Origin of the sequence: Flavobacterium sp. SH_e (genome assembly GCF_025717045.1) — a bacterium.
Classification (GTDB): domain Bacteria; phylum Bacteroidota; class Bacteroidia; order Flavobacteriales; family Flavobacteriaceae; genus Flavobacterium.
The window spans coordinates 510,024-529,639 of the sequence record NZ_JAOVZN010000001.1; the positions used below are offsets into that span (position 1 = coordinate 510,024).

The window sequence follows — 19,616 nt, forward strand, 5'->3', positions numbered from 1 at the left end:
TTGTTTAATTACAATTTAGCAACGTGTTTCGTTAATTTAGACTTCAAGTTAGAAGCTTTATTATCGTGAATGATGTTCTTTTTAGCTAATTTATCAATCATAGAGATTACAGTTGATAATTTTGCAGCAGCATCAGATTTGTCTGTAGCTAATCTTAACGCTTTAATAGCATTACGAGTAGTTTTATGTTGGTATCTGTTAAGAACTCTTCTTTTTTCGTTACTTCTGATTCTTTTTAATGCTGACTTATGATTTGCCATTTCTTTTAATTTTAGATGTAATAATTATTATAAATACTAGTTAAAAAAGAAAAACCTCCCACAATTGTAAAATCAATCACTTTGGTTTTAACTAATAAAACAAAAACCGAGACACCAATTTTTGTTTTACAAAACTTATTTACAACTAATTTTGTAGTCCGTAGGGGAATCGAACCCCTGTTACCAGGATGAAAACCTGGCGTCCTAACCCCTAGACGAACGGACCAATATTCTCCTAAGTTGGAAACTTTTCAATATGTAATATAACTTGTAGTCCGTGGGGGAATCGAACCCCCCTTACCAGGATGAAAACCTGGCGTCCTAACCGATAGACGAACGGACCGTGCTTCTGTATTGCGGATGCAAAGATACATCTATTTTTTATTTGCGCAACACCTAATGCAAAAAAATATATTTTTTTTTAATATGCCTTAGCAAAAAGCACTCTTTTAGAAGAAGGTTTTCCAGTAAACACACAGGTTCCCGCTTCTTCAACAGCATCTAAAGGTATACAACGAATCGTTGCTTTTGTCAATTCTTTTATCTTCTCTTCTGTTTCAGCAGTTCCGTCCCAGTGAGCAGACAAAAAGCCTCCTTTGCCTTCTAAAACTTCTTTAAATTCCTCAAAATTATTCACTTGCGTAATATGACTTTCACGATACTCAAATGCTCTTTTAAATAAATCATTTTGAATCTGCTCTAGCAAATCATTTACATAATCAACGATTTTATCTCCTTGAACAACTTCTTTTGTCAAATTATCACGTCTTGCCACCTCAAAAGTTCCATTTTCTAAATCTTTTGGCCCAACAGCAATTCGAACAGGAACACCTTTTAATTCCCATTCAGCAAATTTAAATCCTGGTTTTTGAGTTGTTCTATCATCAAACTTAACTGTGATTCTCAATTTTTTCAATTTAGCTGTTAATTCATTAACTGCTTCTGTAATTTGTGCCAATTGTTCGTCTGTTTTATAAATAGGAACAATTACAACTTGTATTGGAGCTAAATTTGGAGGAAGAACTAATCCTTGATCATCTGAATGCGTCATAACCAATGCTCCCATTAAACGGGTAGAAACTCCCCAAGATGTCCCCCAAACATATTCTTGCTTCCCTTCTGCATTAGCAAACTTAACATCAAATGCTTTTGCGAAATTTTGACCTAAAAAGTGAGAAGTTCCCGCTTGCAGTGCTTTTCCATCCTGCATCAACGCTTCGATACAATATGTTTCATCTGCACCTGCAAAACGTTCAGTTTCAGTTTTAAATCCTTTTACAACTGGAATCGCCATGAAATTCTCTGCGAAATCAGCATAAACATTCATCATTTTTTCAGACTCTTCAATAGCTTCCGCTTTTGTAGCATGAGCAGTATGCCCCTCTTGCCATAAAAATTCCGCAGTTCTCAAGAACAAACGCGTACGCATTTCCCAACGAACCACATTTGCCCATTGATTAATTAATAAAGGTAAATCTCTATAAGATTGCACCCATCCTTTATATGTAGACCAAATAATCGCCTCACTCGTAGGTCGAACAATAAGCTCTTCTTCTAATTTAGCGTTTGGATCAACTATAAGTTTCCCTGGTCTTTCCTCATCGCCCTTTAATCTATAATGTGTTACAACAGCACATTCTTTTGCAAATCCTTCAGCATTTGTTTCCTCAGCTTCAAACATGCTCTTCGGCACAAATAAAGGGAAATAAGCATTTTGATGTCCAGTTTCTTTGAACATACGATCTAATTCAGCCTGCATTTTTTCCCAAATAGCATACCCGTATGGTTTTATTACCATACATCCTCTAACTCCTGAATTTTCAGCTAGATCTGCTTTAACAACCAGCTCGTTATACCATTTCGAATAATCTTCTGATCTTGTAGTAAGGTTCTTACTCATATTATATTTTTTGGCACAAATTTTGTTTTATTCAATTTTAACTAAATAGTTTGACAAAACTAACTAATTTTGTAATGTGCAACAATAAAAAACACCACAGATATGAAAACTTACATTTCTCTCCGCCGAAACTCTAATCATTTTTACATAATTGGATTTTTGAGTTTATTGCTAGCGTCGTGTGGTTCTTACCAAAATTCATCTTATTACGATAATGATGGCGTTTACGGTAATTCATCAAACATTCATGTGCAGGCCAACAGCACAAACAACCAATACAAAGATTATTTCAGATCATTGCAAGATGACAATCAGCCAACTGAAATATTTACCGATGTTGACAACTACACTAATTATTCTGAAAGCGACAGTACGCAAACTGCCTCAGTAGGTTATCCTGCTTGGGGAAGCAGCAGTTCTGATGTTTCGGTAAATGTTTACTCTGACCCAACATGGTCATTCGGATTTGGAATGGGATGGGGTTATCCTTATTATGGCTACGGATATTATGGATGGGGCTACCCTTATTACGGATGGGGTTATCCATACTATGGATGGGGTTATCCAGGATGGGGTTATCCATATTATGGCTATTATGGAAACTACTCTTACAACTACGGAAGAAGAGGTTCAGCAGCATATTATGGAAACAGAAATTACGCATACAATAGAAGCTACAATACCGGTAGAGGATATGCAACAAATAGAAACTATACTACTAACAGAGGATATACAACAAACAGAAATTACACTACAAATAGAGCTAACAGTTATACCGACTTTAGAAGATCTAACATAAACAGTAGAACAACAAGTCCAACATTTACCAATAGAAGAAGCTATACTAACGGTTCGGACTATAGCACTTACAGCAATAGAAGATCTTACAACAATAGTGGAAACACTACAACAAACAGAACTTACACTCCTAGCAACAACAGCGGATCAACGAGAAGCTACGCACCAAGCAGCTCTTCACGTTCAATGAACAGCAGCGGTAGCGGAGGAAGCATGAGATCATATAGCGGCGGCGGTGGCGGCGGTGGAATGAGATCTGGCGGCGGTGGCGGAGGAAGAAGATAATCCTTCCTCAGCAGAGTAAATTTCGAACAAAAACCTTATCAAAATGAAAAAAATACTTTTCCTATTTATAACAGGACTAACTGTCAGCGCGTCATATTCACAAGAAGTTACAGACGCTTTACGTTATTCACAAGACAACTTAACAGGAACTGCACGTTTTAGAGCTATGAGTGGTGCTTTTGGAGCTGTTGGAGGAGATTTATCTTCTTTGAGTGTTAACCCAGCTGGATCTGCAATTTTCAATAGCAACCAAGTTGGAGTATCTTTTAGCAATCAAAATCTCAAAAACAATTCTAATTATTTTGGCACCGAAACTTCAGACAAACAAAACTCTTTTATTCTAAATCAAGCGGGAGGTGTTTTTGTTTTTAAAGATCATAATCCTAATAATGGATGGAGTAAAATTGCAATTGGTGTAACATACGAAAACACAAATAATTTCAACAACGAAGTTTTCTCAGCAGGAACAAATCCCTTCAATTCCGTTGATGGTTATTTCTTAGATTACGCAAATTACGGCAATGGCGGGGCACCTGTTCCTCAGGAATTTGTTAATTTACAGCCTGGCGAAACACTAACAGATTTATATCAATTTCTAGGATCAAATTTACCTAACGGCCAATACCCTAACCTATCTGGTTTTTCAGCACAACAAGCATTATTAGGAAAAATGGGGCAGGTCATAAATATCGACGACCCAAGCAATCCCAATAGTGCATATTCAACAAATGTACCAGAAGACACTGATTACTACCAGACAAACGAAATTTACACTAGAGGTTATAATAGTAAATTAAGTTTTAACATTGCAACATCATACAGAGACAAACTATATTTTGGAGCCAATCTAAATGTTCATATAACTGACTATAGAAGATCTACAAGTTTCTACGAAGCTAACAACGGTGCTTTACAGTCAGGTGCCACCATATCAGATTTAAGATTTAATAATGATTTGCACACGTATGGAAACGGTTTTTCTTTCCAACTTGGAGCAATAGGAAAAGTAACTAAAAACTTTAGACTTGGTGTAGCTTACGAATCTAATACTTGGTACGAATTATATGAAGAGCTTTATCAAAGTTTATACACAACAAGACAAGCTGCAGGAGGACAACCTATAAATGCAAATGTAAATCCTGATGTTTTAAACGTATATGACTCTTATACTTTGCAAACACCAGACAAATGGACCTTTAGTGCTGCATATATTTTTGGAAAATCAGGTTTATTAAGCATCGATTATGCTTTAAAAAATTATGGAAACACCAAATTCAAACCAACCAACGCTGGTTTTGGAGGCATCAATAATGAGATTGACAATAGCCTGACTAGTACTGGCGAACTTCGTATTGGTGGAGAATACAAAATCAAACAATTAAGCTTAAGAGGCGGTTACCGTTTTGAAGGAAGTCCATATAAAAACGGCACTACAATTGGAGATTTAAACAGTTATTCTGCCGGTTTAGGTTATAATTTTGGAACAACTAAATTAGATTTGGCTTATTCCTATTTAGAAAGAAAATCTAACGAAAGCTTTTTAGCATCGCAAAGTTTTGCAAGTGGAGCTAATATTACTTCGAAATTAAACAATGTTACGATGACTTTATTATTTGAATTGTAATTAAAAATCAAAATAGATGATTGAGAATTTCCGTCAGGTTTTTATACTTGACGGATTTTTTTTTACTCTTTTAAAAACTTTTTCTAAAAAATTAGACTCAAATAATAACTAAAAGCAGAGCCAGCTTCATAAAAAACAGCTAAAACAACTTGAAAACTAGTGTTGTTTGAATAAAAAAAGTGTAATTTTGCACTCCAATTTATAAAAGTATGAGAACCAAGTCTTTAAAAAAGAACAAAATTAACGTAATCACTCTTGGGTGTTCAAAAAATGTTTATGACAGTGAAGTCCTAATGGGACAGCTGCGTGCGAATGGAAAAGAAGTTGAACACGAGGCTCCTGCAGAAAAAGAAGGAAACATTATTGTAATTAATACGTGTGGATTTATTGATAATGCAAAAGCAGAATCTGTAAATATGATTTTGGAATATGCAGATAAAAAAGACAGAGGACTTGTTGATAAGGTTTTTGTTACAGGTTGTTTATCTGAACGTTATAGACCGGATTTAGAAAAAGAAATCCCTAATGTTGACCAATATTTTGGAACAACTGAATTACCTCAATTACTAAAAGCTCTTGGAGCAGACTATAAACACGAATTACTTGGAGAACGTTTAACTACTACTCCAAAAAATTATGCTTATTTGAAAATTGCAGAAGGATGCGACAGACCTTGCAGTTTTTGCGCTATTCCTTTAATGAGAGGTTCTCACGTTTCTCAACCAATTGAAAAATTAGTTAAAGAAGCTCAAGGTCTTGCTAAAAACGGAGTTAAAGAATTAATTTTAATCGCTCAAGATTTAACTTATTACGGACTTGATCTTTATAAAAAACGAAACTTAGCAGAATTATTAGAAGCTTTAGCTGCCGTTGAAGGAATCGAATGGATTCGTTTACATTATGCTTATCCTACCGGATTCCCTATTGATGTTTTAGAGTTAATGAAACGAGAGCCAAAAATTTGTAATTATATTGATATTCCATTACAGCACATTTCAGATTCTATCTTGAAATCAATGCGTCGAGGCACAACTCAAGCAAAAACAACTCAATTATTAAAAGACTTCCGTGCTGCAGTTCCTGGAATGGCAATTAGAACTACTTTAATTGTTGGTTATCCAGGTGAAACTCAGGAAGATTTTGAAATCTTGAAAGATTTTGTTCAAGAAATGAAATTTGACAGAATGGGATGTTTCGCTTATTCTCATGAAGAAAACACTCATGCTTATTTATTAGAAGATGATGTTCCTGATGATGTAAAACAAGCTAGAGCTAATGAAATTATGGAATTACAATCTCAAATTTCTTGGGATTTAAATCAAGAAAAAGTTGGCAAAGTTTTCAAATGCATTATTGACAGAAAAGAAGGTGCTCATTTTGTAGGACGTACAGAGTTTGACAGTCCAGATGTTGACAATGAAGTTTTAATTGACGCTTCTAAACATTATGTAAAAACTGGAGAATTTGTTAATATAAAAATAATTGAAGCAACAGAATTTGATTTATACGGAGAACCTGCTTAAATTTACACTAAACTATTGCTAACATTAGACAAACATACTTTTATGAAACCTATTCAAAACTTAATTCTTTTTGTTTTTACTTTATTCTGTTTCAACACTGTTTCAGCACAATATGGAAATGGTTACTATAATAATGGTTATGGCAACGGTTACGGAAGAGGCGGCGGAATGGGAATGGATAGAAGTATGATGGCTGGACAAGGACAGCAAGGTTCTCAAAGCAAACCTAAAGAACCTTCTCCTGATGAAACTGCTGGTAAAATTATGGAACAAATGAAACCAGAGGTAAATTTGGACGACTTACAAGCTATTGCTATTACCAATGTTTTGGCAGATAGCATAAGAGAACAAGGTATTTTATTAAAAAACGAAAGCAGTAGTCAGGATCAAAAAATTGAACAGATAAAAGCTTTACGAGAAAGTACCGATAAAAAAATCAATGCTTTTTTAAATCCTGATCAGATCGAAAAATACAAAACTTTCATGGAAAAACTGAAAGAAGGTAAAACAGGAAAATCAAAAAAGAAAAAAGATAAAGAATCTAAAGACTCTAAAAAAGAAAAAGATACCGAAACTCCAGATACGAAAATTTCAGAATAATCGTTTTAACCTATAAAACAACGAATTATGACAAAAAAACTTTTTTGTTATCTGCTTATAGCTGTTGTAATCAGTGCTTGCTCTACAAATCCTTATAAAAATACGGAAAAAGCATACGATCAGCAGTTAAAAAATTTAGAAAACCAGATTACAAGCAAAGAAGCAAAAGCAATTCCAGCAGTTTCACCTGTTGTAATTGATACTTCTTATGCACAGCAGCTGGGAATTATAAAAGACACTTTATCAAAAACAGGTTCTACTTATTTAGTAAACGGAATTAATACGGAATGGATTGGTACGGTGAATTTTAATTTAAGAAAACCTAGTTTTGTTATTATTCATCATACTGCTCAAGATTCAATTCAGCAGACGATTAATACTTTTACGAAGACTAAAACTCAAGTTAGTGCACACTATGTTATTTCTGAAAATGGAAAAGTAGTGCAAATGCTTAATGACTATCTTAGAGCATGGCACGCTGGAAATTCTACTTGGGGAAAAACAACAGATTTAAACTCCTGCTCTATCGGAATTGAGCTAGACAACAATGGTTTTAAACCTTTTACTGAAGCACAAATTAGCAGTTTAGTTGCTTTGTTAACCAAACTGAAAAAAGATTATAACATTCCTACTCAAAACTTTATAGGTCATGCCGATATTGCTCCGGGAAGAAAACAAGATCCAAGTGCATTGTTTCCTTGGAAAACTTTAGCAGAAAAAGGTTTTGGAATCTGGCCTGACGAAGTTTTAGAACCAGCTCCTTTTGATTTTAAAATTGAGCCCGCACTTCGAATTATTGGTTATAATACCAAAAATTTAACCGCAGCAATTCAAGCTTTTAAACTGCATTATATTCAAACTGATATTACTTCAGTTTTAGATAGAAAAACAATCGATACTATTTATTCGATTTATAAAAAACAGGTTCAATAAACATCATCAAATTAAATAAAAAAAGCGTTTCTATAAATTTCAGAAACGCTTTTTTTTATTCCTCAGACAATATTAATTCCAAAGAATTATTTGTTTCTTTTTAATCAAATACATTTATCTAGCTGATTAAACGTTCCTAAAAAACATATAAATGCATCAATTCTAGTAACAAGAATTCCTAAGGAATGAAAATCTCTTTCAATTATAAACCCGACAGGTTTTAAAAACCTGTCGGGTTTATTACGTTTTCAACTTGAAACATCAAACTTGAAACTTCCAAACCTCAACTAAATAAAAAAGCTGCCAAAACATTAATATGTTTCGACAGCTCCAAAAAAAAAAAAAAAAATATCAATCTTTATCTCTTTCTTAGAAAGAGTATGTTGTAGCAATTAAAGCAAAGAAGCTTCCTCCTGTAGGTAACGCATCTTTATCTAAAAATATATCTTCAGAAGCTGCATCGTATCTTAGCTCAGGAATGATCGTTAACTTTCCAACTTTATAGTTTAAAGAAACTGTATTAGCAAACACACTAGATCCTGCCAAAGTTCCTAAACTTGGAGCTGCATCTTTAGCGTCAAAATATTCTAGCCTGTAAGCTAAAAGCAATGATGGGCTGAAAGAATAGTTAGCATATCCTACTAATGAAAACCATTCTCCATCTAGAGTACTGTCAAAATCATTAGTTGTTTTAGCATAAGTTGCATTTAATCCAAGTGCAAAACTATCGCTAAGTGTTTTAGACGCAGTTAAATCAAATTGCGTTTTATTTTCGTCTGAAACTGGAATTACACTTCCTGGTATCGGGTTAGTACTTCCTGTTGTAAAATTCAAATATGCACTTCCTGTATCACCAATATATCCTACTTGTCCAATGAACGTTTTTTGGTAAGATCCTGCATCCATTGCTGATTTAAAATCAGTTGGATTTGTTAATCCTAACATAGCTGTAAATTTACCAGATGTATATTGTGCTTTAACCCCTGTGTTAAAAAATGGCCCATAAGAGAAAGCATAAGACATACTGTAGTTTTTATTATCTACGGCATCCAAAACCTCATAACCAATATGAGTTCCGAAACTACCCGCTACTACTTTAAATTCATCTGTTAGATTGTATGTAAAGTATAATTGTTTAATTAAAAATTTTGCACTTGCATCTTTGTCTGGTGTTTCGTTATATGAAAATTCTGCTGCTCTTTTTCCGAAACCTAAGTCTACGAATACAGAAGCTTTTCCAAAAGTATGACTTGCTTCTACAGAAGCCATTCCTAACTCGAATGAATTTTGTGAGTTGGTGAAGCTCGTTAATCCATTCATCTGTTTTGAAAAATCATATTTATAGTACGCATCTGCAGACCCTCCCCATGTGGTTGCTGGAGAAGCGGCAGCTTCATCTTCTTGGGCAAAGGCAAAAGAACTTGTTAACATCGCGGCTAAAATGTGAAATGCTTTTTTCATGTTTTAAATTGGTTTTTAGTTATTAATTGATTCTGGTTAGTTAATCGTTTATATATCTATTTAATAGTATAAGTCATTTCTAAAACCTTTCATGCGCCCTTCAAATCATCATCATTTTCATTAGCGAATTTATTAACTTTTGTATGATCAGAATAATTCAAAACTGCTTTTTTGACGTTTTAGGCAAAGAATTATGGATTACAAAAATTAAATCAACAATAATCATTATTTCATATTTATCGATATTTGTTTTTGAAAATTCAACAACACATTTTTAGCCATTAATACAAAATAAAACTAGGTAAAAGTAAAAATTACTACAAAAATTATAGTCAAAACACCTAAAAAACATTTTTAAAAAACACAACCCCTATAAAAAATAGGGGTGTAATTAAAAATAAAATAAAACACAAAAATACAAACGGTATAAAAACCAAAAAGCCAGTACTACATTCGTAATAAAAAATTCCTACAAAAAAAGCTATGCATTAAAAAGCACTTTTACATTAAATCCTACTCTTTTTAAAACACAAAAAAACATAATAAAACCAAAAAACCCGTTCATTTAATTTGAACGGGTTTTCACAAAAAAGATCTAACTATACTTATTATTCTTTATTATACTTTCTTAAATATTCACGAACCTTAATTCCTGATTCTTTTAAATCTTCATCTTTCCATTTGCCTTCTGAGCTTGCTGATTTTTTTAAAATAGAACATGTTTCATCTTTATCAGACACAGACCAAGTAATCCAGCTTAACTTTTTAGATTCCATCCAATCTATATATTCTTGCCAAGCTTTTATATTAAGAGGGCCATCTCCTGATGCTTCCATTCCTGCAGATTCTGAAATAAATACTGGTAATCCACTTTTGATTGCCAAATCTGTTCTATCTCTTAATTCTTTGCCATGGGTAGCTGCATAAAAATGCATGGTATACATTATATTAGTATAATCTCTTATAGGATCTTCTGCTGCAAGATCAATATCTTGATCCCAGTGCGGACATCCTACCAAAATAATATTATTAGGATCGTTTTCTCTTATTACTCTTATAACTTCTTCTGCATAGTTTTTTACTTCCCACCAAGTTTCGTGATCTGGCTCATTGAATACTTCATAAATAATGTTGGGATACTTGGCGTACTTTTTAGACATCTCCTCAAAAAAGGCTTTAGCTTCCTTTAGATTTATATTGTGGCTGTGCCAATCTATAATTACATAAATATCTGATTTTATAGCTCCTTTGATTACAGCCTCAATTTTTTCTTTAGAAAACTGCGGGTCATTTATATAGGAGTAATCTCCAAGTTCGATTCCCATTGCAGCACGAACTACATTACAATTAAAATCCTTTTTCAACCAACTTACTGCCTTTTCATTATAAAATCTCGGCCACATGCTATGCCATCCAAAACTTAGTCCGCGGAGCACAATGGGATTATTATTTTTATCCACAAGCTGCGTTCCTAGAACACTTAACTGACCGTGCTGTTTTACAAATTGTGCCTTTGAAACGTTCACAATCATTAAAAGAAAAAAAGTAGCATACCAAAACTTTGATTTCATAACATATTGATTAAGGGATTAATTTTAAGGTAACAACGTCATGAGAAGCGATTTCTGCATTAAAAGCTTTTTTAGTGTTTCCAACTTCTTTATTCTTCCAAAGGTCCTTTATTTTGAAGATTGTTTTTCTAAAATCTGCTTCATATCCAAAATCAGCATCTTTTATATTGTTTTTCTTCCAATCGAAATTGACCTTTTTCGAAGTTTCAGTTCTATTTATAAAACTAACTGCCCAAGCTCCATCAGAAAGCGGTTTTACCCATACTTCTACTCCGTCTAAGATAGCATATTTAAAGCCTTGAATTCCAAGCTTATCCTGATTTACTGTCAATAATTCTTTATTAGTTAAAATTGCGAGAGTTTCTTTAGACATTTTTCTGTAATCATTTCCAGTAAACAAAGGCGATGACAACATACACCACATTGCAAAATGCGATTTATCTTCGGTGTCATTCATCTCGTTTCCAACTTCCATCATATCAAAATCATTCCAATGATCTGGTCCTGAATATTTACGAATATCCTTTCTCATATCAGCAATTTTCATAAATCCCCAAGATGACCAATTTTCTGGATGTTTGAATTCGCAGTCAAAACAAGGATAAATATCTCCCGAAATTCTCCAAAGATTTCCAACAGGTTTCCCCCATTCCCAAGGCTGATTATCGCCCCATTCGCAAAGACTAAAAACTATTGGTCTTCCAGCTGTCTTTAGCGCATTACTCATGGTAGTGTAAGCTTCTTTTGCCGTAATTCCTTCTGTATTGCACCAGTCATATTTTAAGAAATCTATTCCTAGTTTTGCATAAAATCTTGCATCCTGATATTCATAACCACGTGTTCCTGGATAACCTGCACAAGTTTTTGTTCCAGCACAATTGTACAATCCGAATTTAAGGCCTTTACTGTGCACATAATCAATAACTGCTTTCATTCCGCTTGGAAATTTTTCAGGATCTGGCACTAAATCACCATTTACGTCACGTTCGTGTGTCATCCAACCATCGTCTAAAACAATATAGTTGTAACCTGCAGCTGCCAAACCAGAAGAAACCATAATATCTGCCGTTTCTTTCACTAATTTCTCATCAATATTAGTTGCGAAAGTATTCCACGAATTCCATCCCATTGGTGGCGTCATTGCAAGTCCTTCAAATTTTCCCGCTTGCTGTTTATGTGTATTTCCTTGACTAAAACAAAAAGAAGTAAGACTTAAGGCGAATAACAAAGCTATTTTTTTCATCTTTTTTTAATTTAATATACTTTAAAAAAATGTTCCCTAATTTTTCAATAAGGGAACATTTTCAAACTAACTCAAACAAATTATTTTTTATAAAAATCCTAGGTCGTCAATGTAAATAACACTAGATGGAGTAATTGTACCTCCAGAAAATTCTTGAATAAATACACTGTCAAAGTTTCCTCCAGGGATAAGATCTGGATGTAAATCTGAGATAGGAATTGAAATATTATTCCATTGTCCTGGTATTAAAGTCACAGTAGTCCCTTTACTAGAATCACCCGTATCACTATTTATAGTCACCATAATTTTGGTACTTTCAGTAGGGAAAATAGACATTTTAACAAATTGATAATCGGCAGTATTAAGAGCTAAATCAGAATGCATGAAAAGTCCACTCCAAGCCTCAGCAACTTTTTTAATTGCATAAGTTCCTCTGCTTACATTTTCTGTGCTTTCCCAGGTGATATCGCCTCCCCAGCCCCAGCCCCATCCTTTCAATGAGTCTTCGTATAGTAAATATTTAAGACCTATACTGCTTGGTGCAGAAACTCCAAATTCAGTCTCTACTACAATAAGAGCATATGAATCAAAATCAGCTGGAACAGTTGCTTTTATTTCCGTTTTAGACACTGCTGTAAATGTAGCTTCAGTAGATCCGAATTTTACACTTTTAACTTTCACAAAATTCTGACCTGTAATTGTAATAACATCTCCCGCAGAAGCCAGTACTTGCGACAAGCTTGTGATTGCTGGAGCTGGCGGAGTTAACTCAATTACATTGCTTAAAACATTTACAAAACCATTTGTTGCGTAATAATCTAGTCCTGGAGCTTCTTTATCAGATCCGTTTACTTTTAAAACACCATTAGTTACATTGATGCTTAATAAATATAAATCAGGATTTACTGCATTTGCCATTGTAGCATAATCGCCAGTTGTTAAATAATCAGCCTCAACACCTTCAAGTTGACCTACTCTTTTCTTAACACCTTTAACAACATGGCTCAAAACTAGTTGCTTCAAATCATCTACAGGAACCAAATTAATATCAGGATATCCTAAATCATTTACATAACCATTGTCTACCAAGTAAGTAGAAAAAGTCGCATCGCTAGGAACAAAATAGGTGTAATCGTCAGCTGTATTTAATGTCGATTCTAGACCAGCTAATTCTATTGCTTTTACAAACGTAGTTAAATTACTATTTGCCAAAAGCAATCCGTATGCTGTGTTATAATTTTGCTGCGCTCCTCCTATATCTGGAATATCATTATCGCAAGAAGAAGCCGCGACAACCAAAAAGACACATACAGCAATATGTTTTACTTTATTATATATATTTTTCATAAATTCTCTTTTAGTTTTTAAATATGGATCTCATTAGGGATAAACCTTTCTTATCCGTCACAATTATTTTAACACCAGTCCAATATCATCGATAAATAAATTGTTTCCTCCAAAACCTCCTGTTTCCTGAAAAGTCACTTCTGTTAACTCAGTAGGACTTCCAACACTTGAAATCGGAATTTCTAAATAAGTCCAGCTTGTTCCAAATTTAAGTGGATAAGTAGCTCCCCAATTACCATTTATAATAGCTGAAACAGAACCTGCTTTCTCACCTTTAATACTGATACGGATCGCTTTATATTTAGAAAGATCAACTTTAGATTTATCAATACCAATATATAAACCATCCCAATCTGGTCCAGAAGTCCAATTGATACATTTTGTCCCTTGTGATGAATCTTTATCATAAGCAATATCATAATGATTAGTTGCTGGTCTCCAAAGCCCATTATAACTCATCAAACTAGTATAAGCATCATCGTAAATCGCAGAACCTAAAGACTGACCTGCAACAGTTGTACCCGATACGTTAGTTATCGATAAGCTTTTATACTGAATATTATTTGGCACCTGCACTTTAATCTCTGTTAATGTAGAAGAAATTGGCTCAACAGCTGTATCCCCAAAATTCACAACAGGATGTAAAAAGTATTCTCCTGTAATCGTGATTATATCACCTGGATTTGGGTTAATTGGAAATCCTTTAATATTTGGACTTGGCGGTCTAATGGCCACTTTGTAGTTTAAAGTTCCAATATTAGTAACGATTTTCATTTCGTCCATTTCATTGTAATATGGAGTTTTTTGATCCACTAAAACAACGATTGCATTATCTGTTACCATTGTTGGATTAAAATAAGATTCCATTCCATTAAACGAAATTGATTTTAACGTAGCGAAACCAGATCCTCTAATGATATAATAATTTCCTGCGTTAATAATATCTGTAGGAACATCAACTTGTCTATCTCCTTCAACTAAAGGATCATCAATAACAGATCTGCTAATTCCTGTTACAGCAAGCTTGCCAGCAGAATCTCCCGAGTCATCTGAACAAGAAGCGAACAGCAAAATTGAAATCGAAGCCAAAAAATACAACTTCAATAACATTCTATTTTTTATATTTTTCATAGTGATTTACTTTTAAAAAATTAGTTAAAATTGTAAGGAACTGGTGCCTCTTTCAACTTTGGATTTTTTCTAACTTCGATATCTGGTTTTGGGTAAGTAAAATCAGTAGGTGTTGGCGTATAATGCATTACCCCTTGAGAATCAAAACCTCTATCTTGCTGAGAAATGATATTGATTGCCTCTTGACGTGGAAGTCTTCCTAAATCAAACCAAAACTCTCCTTCAAAAGCAAATTCAACTCTACGTTCGTGAAATAAAGCTGCTTTTGTTAATGGCACATTTGTTCCTAAAGCACCAAGACCTGCTCTAAGTCTAACTTTATTATACGATTCTTTTGCCGCTGCATTTGTAGTTTCATCAGCTCCTGCCATAATTGCCTCAGCATGAATCAACAAAAGATCTGCATAACGCATAATGTAGTTACAGTTATTCATACCTCCCCATGAATCAGCTGGTCCTGTTTCGCTAGTCGCCTGACCTACAACATATTTCTTAACCGCCGCACCAGTATTAGCCAATACATCTCCATATTTAGCCTTGTCCATTACAAAGCCCACTTCTCCGTCAGCTTTCATATTAGGATAAGAATCTCCGTAAATCATAAAAGATTCCTTTCTTCTTAAGTCTCCAATTTCAAAAGCATCCTGAACATCATTACTTGGCACATAAGTAGCACCATACGAAGCATTATCATTTAAAATATCCAAACCATATTGAATATTAGAGAAATTTCCTCCTCCGTAAGTGTTTATTGCTCCAGACCATTGCCAAGAATAAATAGATTCTTCGTTATTGTTTTTACTTGTCAAAAACAAATCTGCAAAATTTGGCAACAATCCAAACTCACCAGAATTAATTACTTTTTCAGCCATTATCTTAGAATCCGAATATTTTTTCTCGTACAGATAAACTTTAGCTAAAAATGCTTCGGCAGAACCTTGAGTTACAAAAATATTATCACCACTAGCAGATCTAGATCTAATTTTTGATTTTAGATTTGATGCAGCGAATTTTAAATCGTTTTCAATAAATGTATAAACGTCTTCAATTCTATTTGTATTCACCAAAGGATCTTTTGCTAAAGCTAAATTATCCTCAATAATAGGCACAGGTCCATATAAACGAACTAGATAGAAATAAGCGATCGCTCTAAAGAAATGCGCCTCTGCAATAGTATTTTTAATTACTGCTGCACTTACATTTGCAGTAGCATTACTTTCAATATTATTAATTAAATTATTCGATTGTGCTACAATTGCAAAACAAGCTCTCCAAGGATCCAACAAAATTGGACTATCAGAAGTCAATTTAAACTGGATCAATTCTGGTCCATCTGCATATGCCAAACAGTTTCCTGATGATAACTCAGACAATGCATAAAAATTCTTTGTGTAATAAGGAGCCCACATTGCGCCATACATACCATAGGTAGTCCTAGCTACTTGTTCATCACTATTATAGAACTGGTCACTGCTGTAACTATCTTCAGATGGGCGATCCAAGAAATCTTCGCTGCAAGAAGTAGTTGCCAAACCTAGTGTTAAGAATAAAACTAAGGTCTTTATATTGATATATTTTTTCATAAGAGTAGTAATTAAAATTCTAAATTCAATCCAAAAGTGAAACTACGATTGGTTGGGTAACGACCAGAATCAATTCCTGACAGTAAAGGGTCTTGATTATAAGATCCCACCTCTGGATCATAACCAGTATATTTAGTAAATGTGTAAAGATTTTGAATACCAAAGTAGAATCTTAATTTACTAATGTTAGCTTTTGAAATCACATCCGAAGGCATATTATAACCTAAAATAACCTGTTGAATTCTTAAATAAGAACCGTCTTCTACATAGCGGTCAGAGATAGCTATATTTGGATGCCCATCTGCACCGTCAGGTCTTGGATATTTTGCATCAACATTATCTGGCGTCCAAAAATCTGCAGCTTCAGCCAATTGATTTTCATACAAACGTTGGTTTTTAGTACCAGCACGTCTTGTTAAATTCATTACTTTATTCCCAGCAACCCCCTGCAAAAACATGGCTAAATCAATATTTTTGTATTTAAAGGTGTTATTAAAACCAAAATTAAACTTTGGTTGCGGATTACCTATATAGGTTAAATCCTTATCATCAATCAAACCATCTTTATTTTGATCTACATACTCAACGTCTCCTAACTGGCTTTTCACAGCTTTATTTCCAGTATACGGAATTGGCGCATTAGCTAATTGCTCATTAGTTCTAATAATACCAACTGTCTGATATCCATAAAACTCCCCAACTGGACGTCCAACAACTGTTTTAGTTACCGCTTTAGTAGTGTAATCATTAAGCATTACATCTTTTGTTAAATCAAAATTATCTTGTAAGCTCAATAATTTATTTTCATTCGTAAAGAAATTAACTTTTGAAGTCCAAGTAAAATTTTGTCCGAACTTTTGATTGTAATCTAGAGTCATCTCAAAACCTTGATTTCTTAAGCTTCCTAAATTTACACTTGGCGCTCCTAAACCTCCTTGATAAGCATCAGTACCTGTAACATAATAAGGTAGAGGCAAAACAAATAAAAATCCAGCTGACTGTTTTCTATACACCTCAAATGTTGCCTGAAGTTTTGACTTAAAAAGGGTAAAATCTAGACCTATGTTTGTTTGCTCTGAAGTTTCCCAAGTTAAGTCTGGATTAGCAATATTATTAACGGTAAAGAAATTACCCATTGCTGATTTTATTGCACGAACCGTACTCATGTAACCACCACCACCAATATTTTGGTTTCCTGTCTCACCGTACCCAGCTCTAATTTTGATATTATCAATATAATCTCTAGTCCCCTCCATAAAACTTTCGTTTGAAAGTTTCCAATATCCTGAAACAGAAGGAAAGTAACCCCATTTTTGACCTGGACCAAAATTAGAACTTCCATCAGCTCTCATTGTTGCCTGCACACTATATCGATTATCATAATCGTAATTAAAAGTTCCAAAGAAAGAATATAAAGCAGAACTTCCTTTGTACTCTGAAGCTACAAGAGTATCAGGATCACCCAAACTGATAGAATGAATATCATTACTTAACAGACCAGAAACTGTTTGTGAATTTCCGAACCAATGACTATCATTAGCTTCTTGACCACCTAAAAGGTTAAAATGGTGTTTTCCTGCATCAACCTTATACGTTAAAACATTTTTAATATTAAGACCATACCAATTGTTTGCTCTCTCTGTCAACTGATTAGTCTCTCTAACAGCTGCCCCCCATTTATAAGTAGGCTGGAAACCTTCAAAATTATCAATATTTGTAGATCCTCCAAAATCAAATCGATACTCAAGTCCTTTTGCAATTCTAAAATTAGCATAAAAATTTCCTATGAAATTCTTTTTAATCAACTTGTTAGTATTCATCAAAGCTGAAGCCACCGGATTAATCCAAACCCCAATTGATCCATCAGCTGGCGGGCCAGCATAATTTCCACTCGTATCTTTTACTGCAACATCTGGAGTAGATAAAATAGAAGTACTAATGATACCATTACTCGCCCCATTAATTGTAATATCTTCATTTGTTATACCTGCTCCAATAGAAACTCCAACAGTTAGCCAATCTTTTATTTTGCTATCTACATTTGTTTTAAAACTATATCTTTTAAAGCCAGAACCAATAACAATACCCTCTTGATTCACATAACCTCCTGAAATATAGTAATTAGTGCCATCTTTCCCTCCCGAAAATGAAATCTGGTGATTTGTCATAACCGCCGTTTTATAAATCTCATCTTGCCAATTTGTACCTTTACCCAAAACAGACGGAACCGCAAACTCATCTCTCGGCGCTACACCGTAAACAGCCGCTAACGCATTTTGCTGTGTTGCATATTGACTCAAAGTCATTGTATCCAGCAAACGAGTTACATTTTGAATCGACAAAAAAGAATCATACGTAATTTTTCCTGTTCCTTTTTTCCCTCTTTTTGTAGTAATAATAACAACTCCATTCGACGCTCTAGAACCATAGATAGCAGTTGCAGAAGCGTCTTTTAAAATATCCATTGTTTCGATATCATTAGGATTTAAAAAAGAAATAGGACTTGAAGTTACGTTTCCTGTGTTTGTTCCTAAATAACCCGTAACAATTGAACCTCCGGTAGCTGTATTGGCAGCATCTCCAGAAATCGGAATACCATCTATAATATATAATGGCTCATTAGTTCCAGATATAGAAGTAGTTCCACGTATTTTAACCGATACACTACTTCCTGGTTGCCCTGAATTATTGGTAACTGTCACCCCTGCAGCACGACCTTGCAATAATTGATCTACAGACACTTGTGGAGAATCTGCAATATCTTTGGAAGTAACAGTAGAAATAGCTCCTGTCAAATCTTTTTTCTTTACACTTCTATATCCTACGTTAACTAGTACCTCACGCAAATCTTCAGCGCTTAATTTCAGAACAACGTTGATTGTTCCTCCGTTTTTAACGTTGATTGTTTGGGCAACATAGCCAATAAATGAAACAGAAATAGTAGAATTTGCGGGTGCTTCAATGGAATATTTTCCATCAAAATCTGTGGAAGCAGTCTTTTTTGAACCTGTAACCACTATGTTTGCTCCTGGTATAGACAGTCCTTTCTCATCAGAAACCGTCCCCGAAACCTTCACCTGAGCCATAATAAAATTACTGCTCAGCAACAAAAATAATATCAAAGGAACGGCTCTGTGGTTAGCCTTCCAATGAATGAAGCTAGTCATTAGTTTTTTCATAATAAATGTTTGGTTAGTTTAAATTTGTTTTATTGCATAATCCAAAAGTAAATTGTCAGGGGTAATTTTTACTTTCAAATTATTTAACAAATCTATAACAGAGAGGATTATCAAATCGATAATATTATATCATTTAATGATAATATTTTTACTTTAAACGCTTAAAAAAACATATATG

14 protein-coding genes and 2 tRNA genes are annotated in these 19,616 nt (G+C 34.0%); 5 read left to right on the forward strand and 11 right to left on the reverse strand.

What is annotated here, in order from left to right:
- Window positions 1-8: 8 nt before the first annotated feature.
- The 4 genes from rpsT to proS form a co-directional block, all read right to left on the reverse strand.
- Window positions 9-260: a 30S ribosomal protein S20 gene (rpsT, locus tag OD917_RS02215; RefSeq protein WP_012026903.1), complete on the reverse strand. Its 252-nt coding sequence runs from the start codon at window positions 258-260 to the stop codon at window positions 9-11.
- A gap of 154 nt (window positions 261-414) precedes the next feature.
- Window positions 415-486 (reverse strand) — tRNA-Glu (locus tag OD917_RS02220).
- A 45-nt stretch (window positions 487-531) separates the two neighbouring features.
- Window positions 532-603, reverse strand: a tRNA-Glu gene (locus tag OD917_RS02225).
- 78 nt (window positions 604-681) lie between these two features.
- Window positions 682-2,160 (reverse strand): proline--tRNA ligase, encoded by a 1,479-nt coding sequence (gene proS / locus OD917_RS02230; protein ID WP_263521910.1) that lies wholly within the window; start codon window positions 2,158-2,160, stop codon window positions 682-684.
- Between the two features lie 102 nt (window positions 2,161-2,262).
- Between proS and OD917_RS02235 the strand changes: the two genes are divergently transcribed.
- The 5 genes from OD917_RS02235 to OD917_RS02255 all read left to right on the forward strand — a co-directional run bounded on the left by OD917_RS02235 (window position 2,263) and on the right by OD917_RS02255 (window position 7,923).
- Window positions 2,263-3,243, forward strand: a complete 981-nt coding sequence (locus OD917_RS02235; RefSeq protein ID WP_263521911.1) for a hypothetical protein — start codon at window positions 2,263-2,265, stop codon at window positions 3,241-3,243.
- Window positions 3,244-3,286: 43 nt separating this feature from the next.
- Window positions 3,287-4,867, forward strand: coding sequence for an OmpP1/FadL family transporter (locus OD917_RS02240; RefSeq protein ID WP_263521912.1), 1,581 nt, complete (start codon window positions 3,287-3,289; stop codon window positions 4,865-4,867).
- A gap of 209 nt (window positions 4,868-5,076) precedes the next feature.
- On the forward strand, window positions 5,077-6,390 hold the full coding sequence (gene rimO, locus OD917_RS02245) for a 30S ribosomal protein S12 methylthiotransferase RimO (protein ID WP_263521913.1): 1,314 nt from the start codon (window positions 5,077-5,079) through the stop codon (window positions 6,388-6,390).
- 42 nt (window positions 6,391-6,432) lie between these two features.
- Complete coding sequence (locus OD917_RS02250) at window positions 6,433-6,990, forward strand: hypothetical protein (protein ID WP_263521914.1); 558 nt, start codon at window positions 6,433-6,435, stop codon at window positions 6,988-6,990.
- 27 nt (window positions 6,991-7,017) lie between these two features.
- On the forward strand, window positions 7,018-7,923 hold the full coding sequence (locus tag OD917_RS02255; RefSeq protein WP_263521915.1) for an N-acetylmuramoyl-L-alanine amidase: 906 nt from the start codon (window positions 7,018-7,020) through the stop codon (window positions 7,921-7,923).
- A 369-nt stretch (window positions 7,924-8,292) separates the two neighbouring features.
- Here OD917_RS02255 and OD917_RS02260 read toward each other — a convergent pair whose 3' ends face one another.
- The 7 genes from OD917_RS02260 to OD917_RS02290 form a co-directional block, all read right to left on the reverse strand.
- Window positions 8,293-9,384, reverse strand: coding sequence for a porin (locus OD917_RS02260; RefSeq protein ID WP_263521916.1), 1,092 nt, complete (start codon window positions 9,382-9,384; stop codon window positions 8,293-8,295).
- Window positions 9,385-9,992: 608 nt separating this feature from the next.
- A complete protein-coding gene (locus OD917_RS02265) occupies window positions 9,993-10,955 on the reverse strand; it encodes a glycoside hydrolase family 5 protein (protein WP_263521917.1) in 963 nt (320 codons plus the stop codon).
- Window positions 10,956-10,965: 10 nt separating this feature from the next.
- A complete protein-coding gene (locus tag OD917_RS02270) occupies window positions 10,966-12,198 on the reverse strand; it encodes a glycoside hydrolase family 27 protein (RefSeq protein WP_263521918.1) in 1,233 nt (410 codons plus the stop codon).
- An 87-nt stretch (window positions 12,199-12,285) separates the two neighbouring features.
- On the reverse strand, window positions 12,286-13,545 hold the full coding sequence (locus tag OD917_RS02275; protein WP_263521919.1) for a fasciclin domain-containing protein: 1,260 nt from the start codon (window positions 13,543-13,545) through the stop codon (window positions 12,286-12,288).
- Between the two features lie 63 nt (window positions 13,546-13,608).
- On the reverse strand, window positions 13,609-14,676 hold the full coding sequence (locus OD917_RS02280) for an IPT/TIG domain-containing protein (protein WP_263521920.1): 1,068 nt from the start codon (window positions 14,674-14,676) through the stop codon (window positions 13,609-13,611).
- Between the two features lie 20 nt (window positions 14,677-14,696).
- Entirely contained in the window at window positions 14,697-16,259 is a 1,563-nt protein-coding gene (locus OD917_RS02285; RefSeq protein WP_263521921.1) for a RagB/SusD family nutrient uptake outer membrane protein, read from the reverse strand.
- A gap of 11 nt (window positions 16,260-16,270) precedes the next feature.
- Window positions 16,271-19,438, reverse strand: a complete 3,168-nt coding sequence (locus OD917_RS02290) for a SusC/RagA family TonB-linked outer membrane protein (protein WP_263521922.1) — start codon at window positions 19,436-19,438, stop codon at window positions 16,271-16,273.
- Between the last annotated feature and the right edge of the window lie 178 nt (window positions 19,439-19,616).

Bases quoted from the DNA above. Each gene is read 5' to 3' on its own strand.
- rpsT (WP_012026903.1), bottom strand. From the start codon at position 260: ATGGCAAATCATAAGTCAGCATTAAAAAGAATCAGAAGTAACGAAAAA.
- OD917_RS02265 (WP_263521917.1), bottom strand. From the start codon at position 10,955: ATGAAATCAAAGTTTTGGTATGCTACTTTTTTTCTTTTAATGATTGTG.
- OD917_RS02280 (WP_263521920.1), bottom strand. From the start codon at position 14,676: ATGAAAAATATAAAAAATAGAATGTTATTGAAGTTGTATTTTTTGGCT.
- OD917_RS02275 (WP_263521919.1), bottom strand. From the start codon at position 13,545: ATGAAAAATATATATAATAAAGTAAAACATATTGCTGTATGTGTCTTT.
- rimO (WP_263521913.1), top strand. From the start codon at position 5,077: ATGAGAACCAAGTCTTTAAAAAAGAACAAAATTAACGTAATCACTCTT.
- OD917_RS02250 (WP_263521914.1), top strand. From the start codon at position 6,433: ATGAAACCTATTCAAAACTTAATTCTTTTTGTTTTTACTTTATTCTGT.
- OD917_RS02285 (WP_263521921.1), bottom strand. From the start codon at position 16,259: ATGAAAAAATATATCAATATAAAGACCTTAGTTTTATTCTTAACACTA.
- OD917_RS02235 (WP_263521911.1), top strand. From the start codon at position 2,263: ATGAAAACTTACATTTCTCTCCGCCGAAACTCTAATCATTTTTACATA.
- OD917_RS02290 (WP_263521922.1), bottom strand. From the start codon at position 19,438: ATGAAAAAACTAATGACTAGCTTCATTCATTGGAAGGCTAACCACAGA.
- OD917_RS02270 (WP_263521918.1), bottom strand. From the start codon at position 12,198: ATGAAAAAAATAGCTTTGTTATTCGCCTTAAGTCTTACTTCTTTTTGT.
- OD917_RS02240 (WP_263521912.1), top strand. From the start codon at position 3,287: ATGAAAAAAATACTTTTCCTATTTATAACAGGACTAACTGTCAGCGCG.
- OD917_RS02260 (WP_263521916.1), bottom strand. From the start codon at position 9,384: ATGAAAAAAGCATTTCACATTTTAGCCGCGATGTTAACAAGTTCTTTT.
- OD917_RS02255 (WP_263521915.1), top strand. From the start codon at position 7,018: ATGACAAAAAAACTTTTTTGTTATCTGCTTATAGCTGTTGTAATCAGT.
- proS (WP_263521910.1), bottom strand. From the start codon at position 2,160: ATGAGTAAGAACCTTACTACAAGATCAGAAGATTATTCGAAATGGTAT.